Here is a 22,958-nt window from a genome sequence, read left to right as displayed (position 1 = left end):
CTCTACTCCTCGTCCTTGTTCGGCTCATCCGGGGTTCTCGGTCGCGAATGCCGCCCCTTCGGCGGACTCGGTGGCATAGGTGGCGTGGATGGTTCGATCTCCTTCGTCACGGGGGCCATCGCCTGCGTCTGTTCGACGGGCGTCGTCTTCCCAGCGGAGGCATTGCCGGTGGAGTCGGCTTCGCCCCGCGGCTCCTCGAGGGTCACGGTTCCCCATGCCTTCCCGGAATCCTGCTCCATGGAGGCGTCCGCCTTTGCGGCGGTCGAGACCTCTCGCGTCTTGCTGGTGTCGATGCCCTCCTGTTCGGCGAGCTCCTCGAGAGAGAGGCCTCCACCCCAGGTGAGCGTCTGTTCGACATCTGCGAATGCCTCGCCGTAACGGCCGGTCTTGCCGGCATGCACGCTCTGGGCCAGACGGGCTATGCCCTCGTTGCTGTGCTCGGATTGCAGGATCTCATTGACCGAGTCGACCATGGTGGTCGCCCGTTCATCACGCTCATGCTTGCCGCTGTGCGACTTCTGCTGATTCGTTGCCGGTTCGATCACCGCGCCGGTTTCACTGCCAGCCACGGCCCCGATGCCGACCTCGGCCTTGATCGCCGCATGCGACATCGCGGCCACCTGCTCATCCGGGAAGTACATGGCGGAATCATAAGAGCCGTTCTTCTCGTCACGGACAATGCTGCCCTTGTTGAGCTCGACCACGCGTTTGCGCATCGAGTTGACAATCTCCTCGTTGTGTGTGGCCATCACAATGGTAGTGCCGGTTCGGGAGATCGCATCGAGGACCTCCATGATGCCCAGCGAGGTGGTCGGGTCCAGATTGCCGGTGGGCTCGTCGGCGAGCAGCAGCTGCGGGTGGTTCACATAGGCGCGCGCAATCGTGACGCGCTGCTGCTCACCGCCGGAGAGCTCGCGCGGGTAGTTGTTCTCCTTGCCCGTGAGACCCACCGTCTTAAGCACCTTGGGCACCAGCGACTTGATCGTGGAACGTGAGGTGCCGATCACCTCGAGGGCGAACGCCACGTTCTCCCACACAGTCTTGTTGTTGAGCAGCTTGTAGTCCTGGAACACCATGCCTATGGAACGCCGGTACTGCGGCACCTGACGGTTCGGGAGGCGACGCAGGTCGTACCCGCCCACGCGGATCTCCCCGCTGGTCGCCTCCTCCTCGCGCAGCAGCAGGCGCAGCAACGAGGTCTTGCCCGAACCGGAGGCGCCCACGAGAAACACGAACTCGCCACGGCTGATCTCAAGATCGATGTCTTGCAACGCCGGTCTCTTGGCATTCGGATAGATCTTGCTCACATGTTCCATTGAGATGAGTGCCATGGGCTACTTCCTCCCTGCTTGCATCGCTTGCCGCCGGGCCGCGATTTACTCGTTGGCTTCCTCGGCCGCGGCTTCGAGCCGCTGCTCGTGGCGCCAGCGGATGCCGGCCTGAATGAACTCGTCAATGTCGCCATCGAACACCGCCTGAGTCTGCGAGGTCTCGCAACCAGTGCGCAGATCCTTCACCATTTGGTACGGGTGCAGCACGTAGGAGCGCATCTGGTCTCCCCAGCTGGCCTTGATGTCGCCGGCGAGCTCCTTTTTCTTCTTGGCCTCCTCCTCATGGCGGAGCACGAGCAGCCTGGACTGGAGCACGGCCATGGCGGCGGCGCGGTTCTGAATCTGCGAACGCTCGTCCTGCATGGTCACCACGATGCCGGTCGGAAGGTGAGTGATGCGCACGGCAGAGTACGTGGTGTTCACGCCCTGGCCGCCAGGGCCCGAAGCGCAGTAGGTGTCCACGCGGATCTCACTGTCGGGCACTTCGATGTGATCGGTGGCCTCGACGAGCGGCACCACTTCGACGGCGGCGAAGCTGGTCTGGCGACGCCCCTGGTTGTCGAACGGCGAGATGCGCACCAGACGATGCGTGCCGCCTTCGACCGACATGCGGCCATAGGCGTACGGGGCGTCGATCTGGAATGTGGCGGACTTGATGCCCGCCTCCTCGGCATACGAGGTGTCCATCACCTTGGCCTTGTATCCATTGCGCTCGGCCCAGCGCAGGTACATGCGCAGCAGCATCTGGGCGAAGTCCGCGGCATCGACACCGCCTGCGCCGGATCGAATGGTCACGACGGCGGAACGGGAATCGTATTCGCCGTCCATCAGCGTCTCGATCTCCATCTGGTCGAGATCCTTCTGGATGCTTTCAATCTCGGTCTGTGCCTCGTGGAGCGTGTCGGCGTCGTTCTCCTCCTGGCCGAGCTCGATGAGCGTGGCCACATCGTCGAGACGGCTCGCGGCGCTCGACAGATGCTTCAGCTGGGACTGGCATGCGCTCAGCTGGCTCATCACCTTCTGCGCGTGCTCGGAGTCATCCCACAGTCCAGGAGCGGAGGCCTGCTGCTCAAGCTCGGCCTCTTGGGACTTCAGACGATCGGTGTCCAACGCGAGGGCGATGGACTCGTACTTGGCGCGGGCGTCGGAAATCGCCTGCGAATAATCGAATTCTGCCATAATCTCTCACTTGCTCGTCCACTGCAAACACCGTTGCGGTGGAATCTGTTCACATTGCTCAACTGAAATATAAGATACCGTCACAGGCAAACGTTGCCTTGGCGGGAAAGCGGACGCCACCGGAGTATGGCTGCGTGGCGAACAGCGCGAGCGTCAAAGCCCGGCGAAGATCAATGGCATGGCAAAGCCGACCAGCATTGCGCACACAACAACAATGGCCACAATGCGCGTGGCATTGTAGCTGCGCCGGGTCTGGCGTCCCTCGGTGTTGTCTTGCTTTTTCACGGTTCCCTATCTTGTTTGTCACTCACATACAGGCGATATGCAAGTGTAGCAGGTGGCTTTCTGTTTCAGCCAACCGGATACCCCGCCCCGTTATTCCACTCGCCCATCTCTTTGCTGGCAGATGACGAAAGCTCGGCGGCCATGGTCGTTGTGTTGCATGCGTGTGCAGTAACCGACCATGGTCTGTCGTTTGCCATAGACAGCGCAGCATAGGGTGGGCAGACGTGCCGCGAACGGACACGAGGCGCGCCACGGCAGGTGCGCGGTATACAGTGGCATATGACAATCCAATAGACAAGGAGTGGCGATGACACAGTCGCGCAGTGCATGGGGCTGGGGTCTGGCGAGCATTGATGCAGCCGGCAACGTGCTTGACGTTTGGTATCCGAAACTGACATTGGGAGAGGCGCCGGCAGCCAAGCCGAACCATGGGTTCGGCAATCTGGTTCATGAGGGCGAGGACTTGCGCGGCGTGCGTCGTATGCCGGTCTTCACCGTCTCGCGCCTCGACGACCCGGTGGTCGACGCGCCCGACGCCTACTTGCGCCTTCACCTGCTCAGCATGCGCCTGGCCAAACCGAACACGCTCAACCTCGACGGCATCTTCGGAGCGCTCAACAACGTCGTGTGGACGAACTACGGCCCGTTCGCCGTCGATGACTTCGCACAGCGTCGCCTGGCCGTCATGCAGGGCAATGCGGGCGCGGGGATGCCGGGCATGCGTGCCGAGGTCAACGTGCTCGCCATCGACAAGTTCCCGCGCATGCTCGACTACGTGGTGCCCACCGGTGTGCGCATCGGCGACGGCGACCGTGTGCGTCTGGGCGCCTACCTGAGCGAAGGCACGACGGTCATGCACGCCGGCTTCGTCAACTTCAACGCCGGCACGCTCGGCACCTGCATGATCGAAGGCCGCGTCTCGCAGGGCGTCGTGGTCGGCGACGGTTCCGACGTCGGCGGTGGCGCCTCGATCATGGGCACGCTGTCGGGTGGCGGCAAGCTGCGCAACTCGATCGGCGAGCATTCGCTGCTCGGTGCCAATGCGGGCATCGGCATCTCGCTCGGAGATAACTGCGTCGTGGAGGCCGGTCTCTATGTGACCGCCGGCACGAAGATCGAGGTGTGGGACAAGGAGAAGGCGGCGGCCGGGGTCGCACTCGATGTGGTCAAGGGCGCCGACCTGAGCGGGAAGAACAACATCCTGTTCATTCGCAACTCTCTCACCGGCGCCATCCAGGCACGTCCGCGCAAGACCGGCATCGCGCTCAACGACGCACTTCACAAGAACTGACGGCAAAAGCCCCTTCCCAGCCGAAACAGGTTTCGCGAAACGGCGGAATCTCGCGGACATTGCGAATCCATCCCGGCTGAGGAGGGGCTTTTTCATACAAGGAGTGACATGAACATCGACATCGTCTGCGTCGGCAAGGTCAAGGAACGCTATCTGCGCGACGCAATCGACGAATACCGCAAACGCCTGTCGCGCTTCGCGAAGGTCGACGTCATTGAGGTGGCCGACGAGAAGACCCCGGAACACGCCTCCGACACGCTCAACGCGCAGATCAAGGAGAAGGAGGGCGAGCGCATCCTCAAGCATCTGCGCGACGGTGCCTTCGTTGTTGCGCTCGCAATCGAAGGCGATCAGCTGACGAGTGAGCAGCTCGCGGCACGCATCGCGCAGTGGGGATTGCACGGCGTCAGCCACCTGCAGTTCGTGATTGGCGGCTCACTCGGCCTCGACCCGCGTGTGCTGAGGCGCGCGAACATGCCGCTGAGCTTCTCGAAGATGACGTTCCCGCACCAGCTCATGCGTGTGATTCTGCTCGAGCAGATCTACCGCGCGTTCAAGATCAACGCGCACGAGCCCTATCACAAATAGACACAAATAGAACGGCGTTGACTACCGCTCGTCTATCGGCACGTAGTCGCGCAGCACGGCACCGGTGTACACCTGACGCGGGCGGCCGATCTTCGTCATCGGGTCGGCGAGCATCTCGCGGTACTGGGCAATCCATCCGGGGATGCGTCCCAGCGCGAACAGCGGCGTGAACATGGAGGGGCCGAAGCCGATTGCACGGTAGATGAGACCGGTGTAGAAATCGACGTTCGGGTACAGGTTGCGCGAGACGAAATAATCGTCGTTGAGCGCGATGTCCTCAAGCTGCAACGCCACGTCGAAGAGCTGTTCGTCGCCTGGCAGCAGTTTGAGCGTCGCCTTGTTCTCCATGATCTTCTCGAGATAATGCTTGGCGATGGCCGCGCGCGGATCGTACGACTTGTACACGCGGTGGCCGAGACCGGAGATGCGGCTGCCTTCCACCTTCGCCTTCTCCACGAACTGCTTGACGCTCATGCCGGAGTCGCGGATTGCCATGAGCTGGCGCAGCACCGCCTCGTTCGCGCCGCCATGCCGTGGGCCCGAGAGCGCGTTGATGCCAGCGGCGACGGCCGAATACAGATTCGCGTGCGCGGAGCCGGCGATGCGCACCACCGACGTCGAGCAGTTCTGCTCATGGTCGGCGTGGATGATGAGCAGACGGCCGAACGCATGCACATACAGCGGATCGGATTCGAAGCGTTCGTAGGGCACCGCGAAGCACATGCGAATGAAGTCGTCGACGTAGCCGCGCGCATAGTCCGGGTAGAGCATCGGTTCGTCGCGGCGCCTGCGCAGAATGTAGCTGACCACCGTGCGCGCCTTGGCCATGATGATCATGGCGGCCTCATCGAGCTGTTCCGGATCGCTGATGTCGGTGGTGTCGGGGTTGAAGGCGGCGAGCGCGTTGATTGCGGAGGCCATGACGCTCATCGGCTGCGCCCCGCGTGGGAACGAGCCCATGAACGTACGGAAATCCTCACCTACCATCGTGTGGTGGTTGATGTCTTCCACGAATCGGTTGTACTCGGCTTTTGTGGGCAGCTCACCATTGCGCAGCAGCCATGAGACCTCCAGGAAGTCCGACTGCTCACACAGCTGCTCGATCGGGTAGCCCCGGTATCGCAGAATCGAATGCTCGCCGTCTATATACGTGATCCTGGATTCGCATTGCGCCGTGGTGAGGAAGCCCGGGTCGAGGGAGACCCAGTTGTTGTTGCGCAGCGACGACATGACGATGCCATCGGGGCCGGCGGTCGCCTTGACCACCGGCAGCTTGAATTCGTCGGCCTCCACATGCAGATGCGCTTCTCCCATAGCTCTCCTCTACTCGCCCGTCGGCATTCGCCGTATTCGGTTTGCCGAACACTATAGGGCACGCACATTGCCCGCGGCGTTTCCATCTCATATCGCAAGTTTGCACTTAATATACCATCTCATGCAAGTATATGCAGAATTCCAGTGGACGCTCATGGTACTCGGGGCCTGAATATACAAAAAGCCCGCATGATCTGCGGGCTTGAATCTGAGGTGTGTGGCGATCAGTTGTAGAGCTTTGACAGCGGATCACCCTCGCGTGCAGTGAGCACAATCGGTCCGTTCTCGGTGATGGCGATCGTGTGCTCGCTATGGGCACCACGCGAGCCGTCCACCGAACGCAGCGTCCATCCGTCTCGCTGGTCCTGGAAGATCTCGTCGGTGGTCTTCATGAACCATGGCTCAATGGCGATGACGAGGCCCGGACGCAGCTTGTAGCCGTGGTGTGCCTTGCCGTCGTTGGGCACATGCGGGTCGCCGTGCATGATGTGGCCGACGCCATGGCCGCCGAATTCGAGGTTCACCGGGTAGCCGTATTCCGCCGCCACTTCGCCGATCGCGTGGGAGATATCACCCAGACGGTTGCCGGGAATGGCTTCGGCGATGCCCGCGGCGAGCGCCTCCTCGGTGGACTTGATGAGACGCAGGTCACTTGGATCCTTGTCTTTGCCAACCACGAAGCTGATGGCCGAGTCACCCACCCAGCCGTCGACGCTGATGGCGAGGTCGAGGCTGACCAGATCGCCGTCCTTGAGCGTGTAGTCATACGGCACACCGTGCAGCACCGCATCGTTGATCGAAATGCAGATGTAATGGGCGAACGGTCCCGTGCCGAAGTCCGGCGCGTAGTCGACGTAGCAGGATTGCGCGCCCTTCCTGTCGGCAATGCGCTTGTGCACAATCTCATCGATCTCCAGCAGATTCGTGCCCACCTTGGTCTTCTCACGCAGCTCGTTGAGAATGCTGCCGACGAAATGGCCGGCCGGCTTCATTTCCTCGATCTCCTGGGGTGTCTTCAATTCGATCATCGTGTTCTCTTTTCCAGCAAGCTTTTGCCAAACCGTTTTCAGACTAATCTGCACGCCTTACATTGTAATGGGAGACGCCGCGCATATTCGCGCAGATATGCGAAACCCGGCGCATATGGCACCGGGTTTCGCATATATTCATAAGGAGTTTCAGTTGTTCTTCTTCACGCGGCCGAAGGTGAAGGCACGCACAATCGCGCAGATGCCCATGACCACCATGGCGCAGCCGCCGAAGATGATCAGCCACAGCGTGGACGCCATCGGCATGCACAGCAGCACGAAGCCGGCGATGATCGAGATGATCGCGTAGGCGATCGCCCAGCCCGAGCTCGGCACGCTCCACGATTCGGCAAGTGCCATCACGCCCTCCATGATCCAGCAGATGCCCACGATGAGCGTGAACATGATGGCGAGCATGGCGGTGGACATCGTGACGTTCTTGAAGATGACGATGCCGCCGATCACGAGGATGATGCCGATGAGCACGCCGAGGATCCTCCAGCCGGCGGGCAGTCCCATTTCAACGAGCGAGCTGACGATGCGCACGACGCCCGAAATGAGGAAGTAGATGCCAAGCACGATGGCGGCCACCTTGAGCGTGATGCCCGGCCACACGAGCAGGCAGATGCCCAATGCGAGCGCGGCGACGCCGATGACGCCGTATGTGCCGCGCACGAGGTTCTTCGCGCCGGTCGGCAGCATTCCCTCGAACAGTCGGAATGGGCTTTGGTTGTATTGCTGGTTTTGATATTGCGGATTCGGTTCCGACATATCTCCTCCTTCAGATTCTCTGAACGCACCGGCGCTCCGGATGCTTTCCGGCATGGCGACTGCATTCGCGGATATGTTTACTTACAGTGTTATCTATCCGCGGTCTGTTTGCACAGTTTCGCCCGTGTATTCTCCAACGAGCGTAGTTGACTTCGGACGAGAAATATGTCCATTCAGCTTGTACGGGTGCCAGATTCTACACCGTGACCCAGCGCCGCGCTGTCGGGAAACATCTATAGTGTGAAGTTATGGATACCACTTTGCAATCAGGCATCGATCCGGCCTCGTTCTCCGCCGTGATCTCACCCAAGGACGATCTCTTCCGCTATGTGAACGGTCCGTGGATCGACACGTACCGCCTTCCCGATGACCGCTCCAGCTACGGTTCCTTCAATCGACTGTCGGAAAACGCCGAGGAGCAGATTCGCGACATTCTCGAAACGGATTCCGAGGAGGCGTCGAAATCGAAGGCGCTGTACCATGCGTTCCTCGACACCGACGCGATTGAAGCAGCTGGAATCGAGCCGATTCGCGCCGATCTCATTGCCATTGACGAAGCACGGACGAAAGAGGGGCTCATCGATGTGCTCGGGCGGCTGAGCCCGTTCGGCGGTCCGGACCTCTTCGGCTTCAGCGTGTTCGGCGACATGAACCACCCTGAGACGAATGTGCTCTACCTCGGCCAGGGGGGCATCGGACTGCCCGACGAAGCATACTACCGCGAAGACCACCATGAGCAGATCCGTCAGGAGTATGTGTCGATGGTCGCGAAGCAGCTGCGCAACGCCGGCTACGCCGACGACGAGGAGAAGGCCCAGGATCTCGCCGAACGGTTCCTCGACGTCGAGACTCGCATCGCCTCGCACCATTGGGACAATGTGAAGACGAGGGACCCGCAGGCGACGAACAACCCCACCACTTTTGACGAGCTCAAGGCCATGTTCATCCATTTCGACATTGAGCGTTGGATCAAGGCCGTGCAGGAAAGCTACGACACCTCGCATGCCGCCCGCACGATGCCGGTTGACATGCTCGGAGCCTTCGCGAACATCATTGTGGACGAGCCGAGCTTCGTCACCGGCCTTGACGGATTCTGGGCTGCAGCGAGCCTCGACGACCTGAAGCTGTGGGCGCGCGTGCATGTGATCATCGACAACGCGAGCATGCTGAGCTCCGTGTTCGACAAGACGAACTTCTCGTTCTACGGGCAGGTTCTTTCTGGCACGAAGCAGCAGCGTGATCGGTGGAAGCGCGGCGTCTCGCTCGTCAATGGCATATGCGGCGAAGATGTCGGCAAGGTCTATGTGAAGCTGCATTTCCCGGAATCGTCGAAGAAGCGCATGCAGGAACTGGTGAGCAACCTCATTCAGGCCTACCACATCTCGATTGTGAACAGCGACTGGCTAGGCGAGGAGACCAAGCGCAAGGCGATTGACAAGCTCAACTCCTTCGAGCCGTACATCGGCTACCCCGACGATTGGCGCGACTACACGGCGCTCGACGTGCATGCCGATGCCCCGCTCATGGACAACATGAGGGCGGCGGCCGTCTACGAGTTCGGCTATCAGGTTTCGAAGAGCGGCAAGCCTGTGAACAAGGGCGAATGGCTCATGAACCCGCAGACGGTGAACGCGTACTACGAGCCCACCCGTAATATCATCGTGTTCCCAGCCGCCATTCTGCAACCCCCGTTCTTCAATCCGCAGGCCGAGGACGCCGTGAACTACGGCGGCATCGGCACCGTAATCGGCCATGAGATCGGCCACGGGTTCGATGACCAGGGCTCCCAGTTCAACGGCAGCGGCAAACTCGAGGATTGGTGGACCGACGAGGACCGCAAGCATTTCAAGCAGCTCACACAAGCGCTTATCGACCAGTACGACGAGTTCGTGCCGGTGCAACTGCGTGAGAAGTACGCCGACGAGCCCGACAAGATGCCACATGTCAACGGCTCGCTTACGATTGGCGAGAACATAGGCGATCTCAGTGGCGTCAACATCGCGTTGAAGGCCTATGCCTTCGCGCTGGACGAGCAGCACGGGCTGCCTGTCGACGCCTCGCCGTCCGGCATCGAAGGAGCATTGGAGATGTCCCCTGAGATCGATGGATTCAGCGGATTGCAGCGCTTCTTCCTCGGGTACGCACAGATCTGGCGAACGAAGATGCGCGATGAGCTCGCAGAGCAGTACCTGCAGATCGACCCGCACTCCCCCGCCGAGGACCGTACGAACGGCATCGCGCGCAACGTGAATCTGTTCTACAAGGCCTTCGGCGTCACCGACAACGACCGCATGTGGCTCAAACCAGAGGAACGCGTGCGCATCTGGTAGTCTCTGGCAGGCTTGCCAATGAGCATATTGGCCACATATGGTTGTGGGGCCCGTAGGGCCCCACAACCATATGAAAACAAGTGCAGCGATTAGAATTCGTCTTGATCCTCAGGCCTCACCTCCTTTCGCGAGTTCGTCGTGTCGGTTGCGCAACCGTGTTCCAAATCCTGCGGCGGCATCCCGTTGCCTACCAATGGCTCCAGGGCCGCATCCCGTTGATCCCCTTGCTGTGGCATGCTCGCAGCGGCATCGGGAGACAGGCAATCCGGCGGCATCTGGTTGAAGGGATCCACGGGATTGCCGCCGTCATCGCCCGGTGCCATAGAGGAGCGTGACAGGGTTGATTGAGGAGCTGCCGACGTAGCCTGCTGGGTCTGTGGACGCATGGGGGAACCCTGCTCGTCAGATGCCATCTGTGAGGGAGCCTGCTGTCCGGTGTACCCTTCCCGCGGCGTGCGCATCGACATCGTGACCACGTAGTTCAGGTCCAAACCGACGTTGCTCGCCTCGAGCACCAGACGTGAATGATCCACACCCTGCTCGTCGCGCCATTGCTCGGTGTTGAGCAATCCGGTGACTATGGCCGGGTCGCCTCTATGCAGCGATTGCATGATGTTGGCCGCTAGGCCACGAAAGGCTTTGACGGTGAGCCATGTGGTCGGCAGTTGCTGCCATACGCCATTACGATCCTGATACCGGCGTGTGGATCCCAGTCGGAACGTGCATGCAGGGCGACTCGGATTCCTGCCATACTGTTGGGGATCTGCGCCAAGATACCCCGTGATCGTGACCGCTCCTTGTTGTAATGCCATGTAAGCCTCTTTCCGTGCGATGTGTTCTTGGTTCCATCTTCAGGCAAGAGACCCGGCGTGCCAAGCCGAACAGGGCATTGTGGTCGGAGGACGGCGTGTTGGTACAACGGTGGATGACCGACCCATTATCCACACCCGTCCACAGGCATGTGCATAACTCGGGTGGCCATGGCAGGAAATGAATGGGCCCCGGTTTCCCGGAGCCCACTGCCACATATTTCGCCTTGACCTACTTCAATGCCTCATGCACGCGGTCGACGATCACCTGCGCCACTGAATCGACGCTGATGTTCTCACTGTTGGAACCGTCACGATCACGAACCTCGATCGTGCCGTTGTTCACCGTATCACGGCCGGCGACGGCGATGATCGGCACACCGATGAGTTCGGCGTCCTTGAACTTGACGCCCGGCGAGACCTTTCTGCGGTCGTCGTAGAGCACCTCGATGCCATTGGCCGAAAGTTCATCGACCAGCCTCTCGGCGGCTTCGAATGCCGCTTCGTCCTTGCCGGTGGCCATCACATGCACCTGGGCGGGGGCGATGTTCATCGGCCACGCCAGACCCTTGTCGTCATGGTGCGTCTCGGCGATGCAGGCAAGCACACGGCTCACGCCAATGCCATAGCAGCCCATCCACACCGGCACTGTCTTGCCATTCTGGTTGAGCACCTTGAGGTCGAGCGCCTCAGAATACTTGAGACCGAGCTGGAACACCTGACCAATCTCCACACCACGCTCGAAGCTGAGCGGGCCTGAACCATCCGGGCTCATGTCGCCGTCGCGCACCTGAACGGCTTCCACCACGTCGTCGGCCTTGAAATCGCGACCATAGACGAGGTCGTAGTAATCCACGCCCTCCTCGTCGGCGCCGGTGAACCATGCAGAGCCTTCAGCCACATGCGCGTCAATCAGGTACCGCAACGTCTCGGCCGTCCCGTCGTCACCCCGCGCCTGCGGGCCGAAGCCCATAGGCCCGATGTAGCCGCGTACCAGCTCCGGATGCGCCTTGAGGTCGTCCTCGGTGGCCTCCTCGAGCTCGGCCGGGGCGAACTGCGCCTCCAAGCGCTTCATGTCGATCGTACGATCTCCCGGGATGCCCACAACCACCAGTTCGCGCCATGGTTCGTCATGCTCGTCGTCCTCGGCATGCTTGACGGCGATGACGACGTTCTTGAGAATGTCTGAGGCCTGCCAGTCACGGCCATCCTCGCGCGGGTATTCGGCATTCGCGAACGCGATCATCTCGTCGATCGTGCGCGCGTTCGGCGTGGCCCGCTTGGTGGCATCCGGGGTCTGCGAACAATCCACGGCCTCGACAGCCGGCGTGTGCAGAGCCTCCACGTTCCAGGCCTTGCCGGAAGGGGCCAGGGCGAACGTATCCTCACCAATCGGCATCGGCGCCAGGAACTCCTCGGAAGCGGAGCCGCCCATCGGGCCCGACATCGCGAACACCGGCACATACTTCAAGTCGAGACGCTGGAAGATGCGCTCATACGCACCGCGCTCATCCATGTACGCCTGGCGCATGCCCTCCTCGTCCACTGTGAACGAGTAGGCATCCTTCATAATGAACTCGCGGCCGCGAATCAGACCCGCGCGGGGGCGGAACTCGTCGCGGTACTTCGTCTGGATCTGGTAGAGCGTCACCGGCAGGTCCTTGTACGACGAGTACATGTCTTTGACGAGCAGCGTGAACATTTCCTCATGCGTCGGTGCAAGCAGGTAATCCGCCTCATGGCGATCCTTCAGGCGGAAGATGTTGTCGCCGTACTCCTCCCAACGGTGGGTCGCCTCGTACGGCTCGCGCGGCAGCAGGGCCGGGAAGTGCACTTCCTGCGCGCCAATGCCGTTGATCTCCTCGCGAATGACGTCTTCGATCTTGTTGAGAACGGCGAGGCCGAGCGGCAGCCACGTCCATATGCCCGGGGCGGCCTTGCGAATATAACCGGCTCGCTGGAGCAGCTTTGCGGAATCGACGTCTGCGTCTGCGGGGTCTTCACGCAGCGTGCGCAGGAACAGTGTGGACATTCGAAGAGCTTTGGTCATACCCTTCAAATTATGCGTATTCCACGACATCGCCGGTGTATGCAAGCGGGCGCCCCGCCAGCGAATGCCAGCGGTGCGCCCGGATATCGGAACGGTCTGCGAGCCTATTGGCGCGCGTCGTCGTCAACGCGTTCGTCCACGTCGCTCTCAAGCATCTCCTCGTTCACCGAGCCGAACGGGTAGACGAAGATCATCAGCATGAACACGCAACCGAACAGGTACAGCACGTCGCACAGGTCGATCACACCGACGGTGAGCTTGCCATTCGGGAAGATCAAGCCGATCACCATGAGCACCATGCCGATCACCGGCAGATACTGCCACGCCCACGGATTCGGCGCGTTGTCGCGCATTTTGCGCCGCACGGAGACAATGTAGAACGGAATGATGAACATGAGTCCGCCAATGATCGTGAGCAGATCGGAGAGTTTGAACCAGCCCACCAGATTCACCGGTGCAGAGGTGTAGAACAGGAACGCCACGAACAGCACGAGCGCGCCGATTCCTGAGATGATGTACATTGCCGAGTGTTTCATGGATTTCCTCTTTCCTCTGTCAGTACGAAATACTGTTCCATTCTAATCGTGCGGCTCATCGGGCGTGACGAAAGCGAGCCGACGGTATCTGTGCAGCAATTCAGAACGCCGGTTCGCCCGTGCCACCGAATTCGTCGAGCGCGTCGAACAAGGTCTGCGTGGATTCCGCTGCGCCGGATTCACCCGTCGCGCCGAGTACGGCATGGTCCGGGGAACGATGTGAGAACGAATCCGCCCCCTGCTCCGCGAGCTGCGCGGCCGCACGGGCCGATCCGGCACGCAACGCATCGTCGAGCAGAACGGCGTCTGCGCTCACATTGAACATGCGGTTATGCACGCCGTTGAGGTACAGCCCGTCGAGCTTCTCCACGCGAGAGAGCGCCACATAACCCATGCCCGGTGCGAAGGTGCGCGACAGATCCATGATGGCCGAATCGAGCGTCATGCCCTGCGATTTGTGTATCGTAATCGCCCAGGCGCACCGCAGCGGCACCTGCGACACCGACGCGAGCACGTCATCGCCATCCATCATCTCCCAATCGGCGCGCTTCATGGTCACCACGTTGCCGTTCTCGAATTCGACGATGGGCCAACCGCCGCGCGCATCCTTGAGGAATCCAATCACCATGCCCAGCGAGCCGTTCACATAGCGGCCCTCGGCATCGTTGCGCACGGCCATCACCACGGCGTTCTTCTTGAGCACGAGGTGCTCGGGAGCGAGCATGTTCCTCTTGAGCCGTTCGATCAGATTCGCCTGCCCGCGCGCCTCGGCGAAGAACTCATGCTCGTCGCCGTCAATCTGCGCAAGCTGGCGTTCGTTCACAAGATCGGCCTGCCGGTTCTGCGGGAACAGGGACACGGCCTGCTTCCCCTCTTCAAGTGGCACCTGGTAGCGGGTGATGAGAATGTCTTTGTCGATCTGCGAGACCATGTCGCCACGAATATCGGTGAGCACACGCAGCAGCTGCCCGTCGTCCTGACGATGCTGCTCATCGAGATAGCAGATCACCGGGTCGAGCGCGTCCCAAGCAAAGGATTCAGTGACGAATCCCTCCGGGTTCTTTCCCGCCTGCGCATACCGCTCACGCATCGACACATACTCGGGCGTGGGCGTCATGGCCGTGTTGCGCCGCGAGGCACCCACTGGCGGCAACTGGAAGAAATCGCCGGAGAGCACCACCTGCAGGCCGCCGAAGGGGCGCGAATCCTTGCGTATGATGCGGCAGACCTCGTCGACCATGTCGAACAGCCACGCGTGCATCATCGAGATCTCGTCGATCACGAGCACGTCAGTCGATTTGATCTGCTTGCGCCGGCGTGTGCGGATCGTCTTGATGAGCGAGTCGGTGAGCGAATCGGCCACCCCTATGCCGCTCCATGCGTGAATCGTCTGGCCGTCTACATGCGTCGCGGCAATGCCGGTCGTGGCCGTCACCGCGACCGTGGAGCCCTGTTCGCGTTTGGCCTGCACAAACCGGTTGAGCACATACGTCTTGCCGGCTCCGGGCGCTCCGGTGAGGAACGCGCTGGCGCCGGCAAGCATAATCTCAAGGGCTTCGCTCTGCTTCATGCTCTCTACAATAGGGCCGTGACGCTACGCTGTACAGCTGTCACCTGACGATGCGGTCGACGACGCGGATCACGCCCTCCTCAGTGTTCGCCGGCGCGATGTAGGCGGCGGCCGCGCGCACCTGCGGGTGGGCGTTGGCCACGGCGAACGAATAGCGCGCGTGTTCGAACATCGGCACGTCGTTGAGATAGTCGCCGAACACGGCGGTCTCGTCGACACCCACGCCAAGCGCCTTCTGCAATACGACCACGCCGTCTCCCTTGGAGACGCGCGAATCCATGATGTCCGCCCAATGCTTGCCCGAGAGCACGTATTCGTAAGGCTGCTCGATGCCGGCGAGCAGATCCTTGGCCATCGGCTCGGCCGGTTCGAAATCGAAGATGGCGAGCTTGAGGAATTTCTCGTCGACGTAGTCGAGCACTTCACGAAGATTGTTCACCGGCTCGACCTTCGCGTAGTATTTGCTCACCTCGGCGATGAACTCCTCGTCGGTGCGCTGAATATACGCGGCATTGAGACCACACACCACGAGTCCGATGTTGTATTCGCCCGTCTCGGCGGCCTTGTCGCAGATGTCGATGACCTGCTTGACCAGATCACGGCTCACCGTATGCGTTTCGATCACATTACCGTCCAGCGAGACGATGTTGCCGTTCTCGGCGATGAACGACATCGGCCTGACACTGCGCGAGAACATCTGCTGCAGCGTCTGGTACTGCCGACCGCTCGCCGGCACGAAGGTGACGCCTTTCTGGTTGAGCCTGTCGAGCATCGGCCAGAACCCCGCGGGAATCTGCCCGTCGGCGTCCAGCAGCGTCGCGTCCATGTCTGCCACGACGAGCTTGATGTCCTGTGGTTCCTTGATTTCCGTCCATTCAACTTCTGCCATATGCGCTCCTTTGTTATTGCGCGGCGTTGCCGTATAGCGGTGCATGACCGGCTCCGCGATACTGCAGATGGTTATTCGGCCTCATTCATCACGCTCGTCGCGACGATCTGCTCGGCGATGCGCTTGGACTGCACGGTGTCGGGACCGGGTTCGGGCGCCATGATGGCTGCGCGGTAGTACCGCAACTCGTCAAGCGACTCGACGATGTCGGCCCATGCGCGGTGGCCGCCGTTCTTCGGCGGCCGGTTCTCGTAGACCGCCGGGTACCAGCGGCGCGCGAGTTCCTTGATCGTGCTCACGTCGATCACGCGGTAATGCAGGTACTCCATGAGATTCGGCATGAAGCGGTCGAGGAACTTCTTGTCGGAACCGACCGAATTGCCGGCGAGCAATGGTTTGACGCCCTGCGGAATGAATTGTTGCACATAGTCGATCACCTGACGCTCGGCTTCCTGCACCGACAAGCCGTTCTCCCACTCGTCGATGAGGCCGGAACGGGTGTGCATCGCACGCACGAAATCGTCCATATGGGCGACAGCGGCCTCCGACGGCTTGATCACCAAATCGATTCCTTTGTCGAGCACATTGAGCTCGAAATCCGTGGGCACCACGGAGACCTCGCACAGTTCATCGTGGAAGATGTCGAGTCCGGTCATCTCGCAGTCGATCCAGATCATGCGCGATGTCTCAGGCGAATACGTCAGCGCGTCGTTTGCGTCTACCATGTTCCTCTTTCCTGCCGGTTCCTTCATGGACCATTCGTGCTCATATTGTAGACGCCTCACCCATATGCGGTGTTTCTCATAGCGTAGTCGCCGCAGGTGCCCGGCATGGAAAAGCGCCGTGACACAGATTGTATCTGCGTCACGGCGCTTATGGCTGCATACGGCTCCTAAGAGCCACCGTGTTGGATATGTGCTCAGCGGCCGGAGTAGTTCGGCGCCTCGGCGGTCATCACGATGTCGTGCGGATGCGATTCACGCAGGCCGGCGTCGGTGATGCGAATGAAGCGGCCCTTCTCGCTCATCTCGGCGATGTTGTGGGCACCGATGTAGAACATGGACTGGTGCAGGCCGCCGATCATCTGGTACAGCACGGCGCCCAGCGGACCGCGGTACGGCACTTCGCCTTCGACACCCTCCGGCACGATCTTGTCGGTGCTCGTGACGTCCGACTGGAAGTAACGATCCTTGGAATACGACTTCTTACCTCGCGGTGCCATGGCTCCCATTGAACCCATGCCACGGTAGAGCTTGTACTGCTTGCCATGCAGCAGCACCTTTTCGCCAGGGGCCTCCTCGGTGCCGGCAAGCACGCCGCCAAGCATGACGGAGCTGGCGCCGGCGACGAGCGCCTTGGCGATGTCGCCCGAGTAGTGGATGCCGCCGTCGGCGATGCACGGCACGCCTGCGGCGCGACATGCCTGCGCCGCCTCATACACCGCGGTGAGCTGCGGAACGCCCACGCCCGCCACCACACGCGTCGTGCAGATTGAGCCAGGGCCCACACCCACTTTGACGGCGTCGACACCCGCGTCGATCATCGCCTGGGCACCCTGTCGGGTGGCGATGTTGCCGCCAATGATGTCAACGCCATTGAATGCGGAATCGTTCTTGATACGACGGATCATGTCGAGCGCGATCTTCGCCTCGCCGTTGGCGGTGTCGACCACGAGCACATCGACGCCGGCCTCCATGAGCGCGGAGGCACGCTGCCATGCGTCGCCGAGGTAGCCGATGCCGGCGGCGACGCGCAGGCGTCCCTGGCCGTCCTTCGTGGCATCCGGGTACTGTTCGGTCTTCACGAAGTCCTTCACCGTGATCAGACCGGTCAGGTGGCCTTCGCCGTCGACGAGCGGCAGCTTTTCGATCTTGTTCTTCGCGAGCAGGTCGTGCGCGTCCTTCTTCGAGATGTCGGACGGACCGGTGACGAGGTTCTCCTTCGTCATCACGTCCTTGACGCGCAGATGGTCGTAGTCCTCGGAGGCGATGAAGCGCATGTCGCGGTTCGTGATGATGCCGACGAGCTTGTTGTCGTGGTCCACCACCGGCAGACCGGAGATGTGGAACTTGCCGCACAGTTTGTCGAGGTCGGCGAGCGTGGCGTCGGGATTCACCGTCAACGGATCGGTGATCATGCCGGATTCGCTGCGCTTGACCACATCCACCTGGGCGGCCTGGTCGTCGATGGAGAGATTGCGGTGCAGCACGCCGATGCCGCCGTTGCGTGCCATCGCGATGGCCATGTCGGCCTCGGTCACCGTGTCCATTGCAGCGGACAGCACCGGCACCTTCATCGTGATGTTGCGGGTCAGATGGGTGGAGGTGTCCACTTCCGACGGAATCACGTCGGTTTCGTTCGGCAACAGCAGCACATCGTCATAGGCGAGGCCCAGCTGGGCGAAGATTGGGGGGAGGGGGGTGTATGGGGATTCTGCATTAGGAATTGTAGCCATAGCAACACTATATGGAGCCACGCCGACCAACGCCAAAACACACGTCCGCTCTATGAATCCGCATGTCTTTCGCGTCGTCTTCCGCCTGCAAAGAGGCGGAAGACGCCCTCCACCTGTCCCCGATTACGCAGCCAATCTGCCAATCTGCCAATCTGCGTAAAAAGAGACAGAATCGGGCATCCAGATGACCCAAATTACGCAGGGGAAGCGCAGGGGAAACAGCAAGCGGGGAGGCAAAGGGGGGGGAAGAGAAATTGCGGGGATTTGCACGAAGATCGAAGCTGGCGGTTATGCCCGTCCGGACTCCTGGACGTGCTTGGGTGCATTGCTTTTCGGCAGTACGCCGTCATTGCTGTGAGCACCGGGACCCATGCGCTTGAAATACGGGTACAGCGTGGCGATGGTGAGTAGCACCGCCAGCACGACGAACCCGATGAGCACATCCACGAATCTGAAGAACAGCAGGAACATCGAAGAGAACGCGATCAACGCGGCCCAGCCCCACAGAATAAGCACGGCCCCCTGCACAGTATGGCCTATGCGGAGCATGCGGTGATGCAGATGCATGCGATCGGGATGCATGGGTGACTGCCCCTTGCGCAGGCGTCGTGTGATTGCCATGAGCATGTCGAGCACCGGCAGGAACAGCACGAGCACGGGCAGCAGTATCGGCATGAATGCCGGCACGTAGGCCGAGGTGTTGATCGTCGCCGGATCGAGACGCCCGGTGATGATGATCGACGCGCAGGTGATGAGGTAGCCGAGCAGCATCGAACCGGAGTCCCCCATGAACAGTTTCGCCGGGTGCCAGTTGTGCAGCAGGAAGCCAAGGCAGATGCCCACCATCGCCACGTCGACGAGCGTCGCCATTGATGCATACGAAACCTGCTGGCGTGACAGCACATAGGAGTATATGCCGAATGCGATGCCGCCGATCGCCACGATGCCTGCGGCCAAGCCATCGAGTCCGTCCACGAAGTTCACCGCATTGATTGAGACCACAATCAGCAAGGCCGTGATCGCTATGGAGATCATCGGGGACGCGGTGAGCAGGCCGCCGATAGGCAGCGAGATGATCTGCAGACCTCCCCATGCCACGAATACCGAGATGAGCAGCTGGCCGGCGAGTTTGAGCATCCAATCGAGATCCCACACATCGTCGGCCACGCCGAGCAGGCAGATCATAGCGGCGCCTGCCATCACCACCCAGGCCTGGTGGTTCTGGCGGAATTCGCCTTGCAGGAAGTTGAGCCTGGAGGCGAAGAACATGGCGGTGATGAAACCGAGCAGCATGGCCACGCCGCCCATGCGTGGCGTTGGCACGGTGTGCACGTCACGGGCACGCACCTCGCCCACCGCACCGAGCTGAATGGCGAGGTGACGGATGAGCGGCGTGTACAGGTACGTGGCCACCATGGCCACCATGGCAATGAATATGTAGGCCCTCATTGACCGGCCGTACCCCCATGCCGCGCTTCCTCACGCACCGCCCGTCTGACTGCGTCGGCTTCCAATCGCCCCTCGCGAAGGATCACAATCCCATCCGGAGCATCGGGATCGGCGGCCACCACGGTGCTTGCCGTATGGCTCACGGTCGGGCCGCCATCGATGTACAGGTCAACCGAATCACCCAACGCCGCAACAGCCTCATCGACGGTCTGCGCGCTTTCGTTGCCGGAGCGGTTCGCACTCGACGCCGCAACCGGGCCGATTGCACGCAGCACACGCAAGGTCACCTCGGAATCGGGGACTCGAATGCCTTGGGTACGCGCGCCGGAATCGTCGACACGCACCGTGAGCAGCGGCGAATCGTCATCAGCCACGGCAATCGGCGAGAACGCGCCGGGCAGGAAACGGCGAGCCAATGCATCGAGCGGCGTGGGAAGCGCAAGACCGAGCTTGGGCAGCACCGAGAGGTCCGGCATAATGACCTGCAACGCCTTGTCAGCCGGCCGATGCTTGGCGGCGTAGATGCGCGCTATGGCCGCGGCGTTGCACGGGTCGCAGGCGATGCCGTATACGGTGTCTGTGGGAATGACCACCAGACCGCCATCGGCTATGATTCGCCTTGCGTCGGCCAGCGTCTGTTCGTCTGCACTGCGCACGTCTGCCATGTGCCTTGCCTCCTGCCTATCTGGCATGTTGCCAGCTGTGTCCGCTCCGACCTGCCGTATTGTACGCGCCGGAGCTGTGTATTCGCTGTGATGCCGCTATGTTCATGGTTCTACGGGAAAGGATGTCTCCTACTTGGTCGCCACCAGATAGCGCGGCCGGTAAGTGAGATCGGCCCCCGTGCGGGCGTCACTGAATCCGCTGGCGCGCGCGAAGGCCACTGTGCGGTCGGGCTGCGAGATGTCGTGCTCCATGAGGAACAGGCCACCCGGGCGAAGCAGCGCATAGGCACGCCGAATGATCTGCTCGGGAATGAGCATGCCATCAGACGATCCCCCGTACAACGCGAGCGACGGGTCGAAATCACGCACTTCCGGCTGCTGCGGCACCTGCGACTGCGGCACGTACGGCGGGTTGCTCACCACGACGTCGACCGTACCGTCGAGATGCGCGAGCGTGATCGGGCAGGTGGCATCGGCGATCTCCAAGTGGTAGTTCGCGGTGATATCGGGGTATGTGCGTGAGATCTGCGTGATATTGCGGCGCGTCCACACCGCGGCCTGCGGGCTCAGTTCCACGCCCCACACCTGGGCTCCCGGAATCTCGGTGGCCAATGCCAGTCCCAACGCACCGCTGCCCGCGCACAAGTCCACGATTCGTGGCGAATAGATTCCATGCCGTGTCACCCACTCGATGGCGTCCTGTGCGATCAGTTCGGTCTCCTGCCGCGGAATGAACACCCCGGGCCCCACCTTGAGGTCGAGATAGCGGAACGGCGCATGGCCCACGATGTACTGCAACGGTTCGCGTGCATGACGCCGGCACACCATGTGCTTGAACGTGTGCACGAGCTCCGCGTCGTCGTCCCTGCCGTACTTCGCACACAGCGCACGCACGTCGGTGCGCATGATTGCGGCCGATTCGACATCGGAGGGCGAGCATCCGAGCACATCCGCCATGATCAGCTTGACGTCATGCTCGGGGGTGTCGACTCCGGCTTCGCGCAGGTATTCGGCGCAACGGTGAATGAGTTGGTCTGTGGTCATCTGGGCTTTTCCGTAATGTGTGAATGCAGTTGGGATACATGCCAAAGTCGGCAGGCATGCCTATTGCTGTTGCTGCTGACTTGCGAGCCGCTGCTCCTCGTCAGCCTGGATGTCGCTGTCGATCACCGCCTGCAGATCGCCGTCGAGCACGGCGTCCAGATTGTACGCCTTGTAGTTCGTGCGGTGATCCACAATGCGATTCTCCGGGAAGTTGTAGGTGCGGATTCTTTCCGAACGGTCGAGCGAACGCACCTGCGAATGGCGCATGTCGGCGGCTTCGGCGGCCTCCTGTTCGTGCTTCATCGCGAGCAGACGGCTCTTGAGCACGCGCAGTGCGGCGGCGCGGTTCTGAATCTGCGATTTCTCGTCCTGCATGCTCACAACGATGCCGGTGGGAATGTGCGTCATACGCACTGCCGAATACGTCGTGTTGACGGACTGGCCGCCCGGACCGGAGCTCATGAAAATGTCGATCTTCAGATCTTTCGGGTCGATCTCGATCTCATCGTCGTCTTCGTCGGCCTCCGGGAACACGATGACGCCTGCGGCGGAGGTCTGGATGCGTCCCTGCGACTCGGTGACCGGGATGCGCTGCACGCGATGCACACCGCCCTCGTATTTGAGCGATGCCCACACCCCTTCTTCCGGAGACGGGTTTCCCTTGGCGCGGATGGCCATCTGCACGTCTTTCACGCCGCCGAGCTCGGTGGAGTTCTCGCTTTGGATGGTCACACCCCAGCCGCGCTTCTCCGCGTACCGCATGTACATGCGCAGCAGATCGCCGGCGAACAACGCCGCCTCCTCGCCGCCCGCGCCGGCTTTGATCTCCATGATCACATCGCGCGCGTCGTCCGGGTCACGAGGAATGAGCGCCGTACGCAGCTTCTCCTCCGCCTCAGGCAGCTCGGACTCCAGACGCTTGGCTTCCTGTGCGAAATCCGGATCCTCTCCGGCCATCTCCTGGGCCGCGTCGAGGTCGTTCCTGATGTTGAGCCATGTGCGGTATGCGTTGACTATGGTGCCGAGCTGCGCTTGCCTGCGACCGAGCTTGCGCATCTTGTCGGGGTTCGACCAGACCTCCTGCTCGCCCATCTGGCGTTCGATGTTCTCGTATTCCTCCAACGCGGTCTTCGCCGCGGGAAACTCTTCGCTTGCCAATCTTCGCCTTACTTGACTCTTGCCTACACAAATGCTTCGAACAGATTGAAGTGTACTCAGTCGGGTGGTCCGCTCGTGGGCCGCCTATACATAGTGGGCATTGTTCACAGATTCCACACACGTGGCGTGCGGACGAAACGGTATGCCCGGCTGCACGGGCGCATGCCAAACAAAAACGCCAGCCCAACAGGGCTGGCGTCGAAGCGTATCAGGCGC

The 22,958-nt window shown here is 61.2% G+C and carries 20 protein-coding genes; 3 read left to right on the top strand and 17 right to left on the bottom strand.

The genetic code is table 11. The features are described 5' to 3' along the window. Window positions 1-2: 2 nt before the first annotated feature. The 3 genes from ftsE to OGI63_RS04355 all read right to left on the bottom strand — a co-directional run bounded on the left by ftsE (window position 3) and on the right by OGI63_RS04355 (window position 2,795). Complete coding sequence (ftsE, locus tag OGI63_RS04365) at window positions 3-1,331, bottom strand: cell division ATP-binding protein FtsE (protein WP_004218772.1); 1,329 nt, start codon at window positions 1,329-1,331, stop codon at window positions 3-5. Window positions 1,332-1,376: 45 nt separating this feature from the next. After that, window positions 1,377-2,510: a peptide chain release factor 2 gene (prfB, locus tag OGI63_RS04360; protein ID WP_004218771.1), complete on the bottom strand. Its 1,134-nt coding sequence runs from the start codon at window positions 2,508-2,510 to the stop codon at window positions 1,377-1,379. A 153-nt stretch (window positions 2,511-2,663) separates the two neighbouring features. Beyond that, window positions 2,664-2,795: a hypothetical protein gene (locus tag OGI63_RS04355; RefSeq protein ID WP_004218770.1), complete on the bottom strand. Its 132-nt coding sequence runs from the start codon at window positions 2,793-2,795 to the stop codon at window positions 2,664-2,666. Window positions 2,796-3,102: 307 nt separating this feature from the next. On the opposite strand from OGI63_RS04355, the gene dapD reads away from it, so the two are divergent. After that, window positions 3,103-4,086: a 2,3,4,5-tetrahydropyridine-2,6-dicarboxylate N-succinyltransferase gene (gene dapD, locus OGI63_RS04350; protein WP_004218769.1), complete on the top strand. Its 984-nt coding sequence runs from the start codon at window positions 3,103-3,105 to the stop codon at window positions 4,084-4,086. A 108-nt stretch (window positions 4,087-4,194) separates the two neighbouring features. Further along, the gene (gene rlmH / locus OGI63_RS04345; protein WP_004218768.1) at window positions 4,195-4,674 is read left to right on the top strand and encodes a 23S rRNA (pseudouridine(1915)-N(3))-methyltransferase RlmH; all 480 of its coding nucleotides are present in this window, start codon (window positions 4,195-4,197) and stop codon (window positions 4,672-4,674) included. A gap of 21 nt (window positions 4,675-4,695) precedes the next feature. Here rlmH and OGI63_RS04340 read toward each other — a convergent pair whose 3' ends face one another. From OGI63_RS04340 to OGI63_RS04330, 3 genes are all read right to left on the bottom strand, one after another. Then, the gene (locus tag OGI63_RS04340) at window positions 4,696-5,988 is read right to left on the bottom strand and encodes a citrate synthase (protein ID WP_004218767.1); all 1,293 of its coding nucleotides are present in this window, start codon (window positions 5,986-5,988) and stop codon (window positions 4,696-4,698) included. Between the two features lie 224 nt (window positions 5,989-6,212). Next, entirely contained in the window at window positions 6,213-7,016 is an 804-nt protein-coding gene (gene map, locus OGI63_RS04335; protein ID WP_004218766.1) for a type I methionyl aminopeptidase, read from the bottom strand. A 150-nt stretch (window positions 7,017-7,166) separates the two neighbouring features. Then, complete coding sequence (locus OGI63_RS04330; RefSeq protein ID WP_004218765.1) at window positions 7,167-7,787, bottom strand: HdeD family acid-resistance protein; 621 nt, start codon at window positions 7,785-7,787, stop codon at window positions 7,167-7,169. A 248-nt stretch (window positions 7,788-8,035) separates the two neighbouring features. Here OGI63_RS04330 and OGI63_RS04325 point away from each other — a divergent pair, with 248 nt between their 5' ends. Beyond that, window positions 8,036-10,117 carry a M13 family metallopeptidase gene (locus OGI63_RS04325; RefSeq protein ID WP_004269060.1) on the top strand — a complete coding sequence of 694 codons (2,082 nt, stop codon included), beginning with the start codon at window positions 8,036-8,038 and terminating at the stop codon, window positions 10,115-10,117. Between the two features lie 89 nt (window positions 10,118-10,206). Here the strand turns inward: OGI63_RS04325 and OGI63_RS04320 are convergent, their stop codons facing one another. The 11 genes from OGI63_RS04320 to prfA form a co-directional block, all read right to left on the bottom strand. Beyond that, a complete protein-coding gene (locus OGI63_RS04320; RefSeq protein ID WP_004218762.1) occupies window positions 10,207-10,929 on the bottom strand; it encodes a single-stranded DNA-binding protein in 723 nt (240 codons plus the stop codon). Between the two features lie 229 nt (window positions 10,930-11,158). Continuing rightward, window positions 11,159-12,976, bottom strand: coding sequence for a proline--tRNA ligase (locus OGI63_RS04315; protein ID WP_012754370.1), 1,818 nt, complete (start codon window positions 12,974-12,976; stop codon window positions 11,159-11,161). Window positions 12,977-13,080: 104 nt separating this feature from the next. Then, window positions 13,081-13,512, bottom strand: a complete 432-nt coding sequence (locus OGI63_RS04310; RefSeq protein WP_004218759.1) for a hypothetical protein — start codon at window positions 13,510-13,512, stop codon at window positions 13,081-13,083. A 100-nt stretch (window positions 13,513-13,612) separates the two neighbouring features. Then, entirely contained in the window at window positions 13,613-15,082 is a 1,470-nt protein-coding gene (locus tag OGI63_RS04305) for a PIF1 family DEAD/DEAH box helicase (RefSeq protein WP_004218757.1), read from the bottom strand. 40 nt (window positions 15,083-15,122) lie between these two features. Continuing rightward, window positions 15,123-15,971, bottom strand: coding sequence for a Cof-type HAD-IIB family hydrolase (locus tag OGI63_RS04300; protein WP_004218756.1), 849 nt, complete (start codon window positions 15,969-15,971; stop codon window positions 15,123-15,125). 71 nt (window positions 15,972-16,042) lie between these two features. After that, window positions 16,043-16,696, bottom strand: coding sequence for an oligoribonuclease (gene orn, locus OGI63_RS04295; RefSeq protein ID WP_012754416.1), 654 nt, complete (start codon window positions 16,694-16,696; stop codon window positions 16,043-16,045). Window positions 16,697-16,890: 194 nt separating this feature from the next. Then, complete coding sequence (gene guaB / locus OGI63_RS04290) at window positions 16,891-18,426, bottom strand: IMP dehydrogenase (RefSeq protein ID WP_004218753.1); 1,536 nt, start codon at window positions 18,424-18,426, stop codon at window positions 16,891-16,893. 288 nt (window positions 18,427-18,714) lie between these two features. Continuing rightward, a complete protein-coding gene (locus OGI63_RS04285) occupies window positions 18,715-19,875 on the bottom strand; it encodes an MraY family glycosyltransferase (RefSeq protein ID WP_004218752.1) in 1,161 nt (386 codons plus the stop codon). Beyond that, a complete protein-coding gene (locus OGI63_RS04280) occupies window positions 19,872-20,540 on the bottom strand; it encodes an L-threonylcarbamoyladenylate synthase (protein ID WP_004218750.1) in 669 nt (222 codons plus the stop codon). The genes OGI63_RS04285 and OGI63_RS04280 overlap by 4 nt, the downstream gene beginning before the upstream one ends. A 129-nt stretch (window positions 20,541-20,669) precedes the next feature. Further along, window positions 20,670-21,584: a peptide chain release factor N(5)-glutamine methyltransferase gene (gene prmC, locus OGI63_RS04275; RefSeq protein WP_004218749.1), complete on the bottom strand. Its 915-nt coding sequence runs from the start codon at window positions 21,582-21,584 to the stop codon at window positions 20,670-20,672. 60 nt (window positions 21,585-21,644) lie between these two features. Continuing rightward, window positions 21,645-22,742 (bottom strand): peptide chain release factor 1, encoded by a 1,098-nt coding sequence (gene prfA, locus OGI63_RS04270; RefSeq protein WP_004218748.1) that lies wholly within the window; start codon window positions 22,740-22,742, stop codon window positions 21,645-21,647. Between the last annotated feature and the right edge of the window lie 216 nt (window positions 22,743-22,958).

This window comes from Bifidobacterium sp. KRGSERBCFTRI (assembly GCF_025908335.1).
This window is presented reverse-complemented; position numbering and strand designations above follow the sequence as displayed.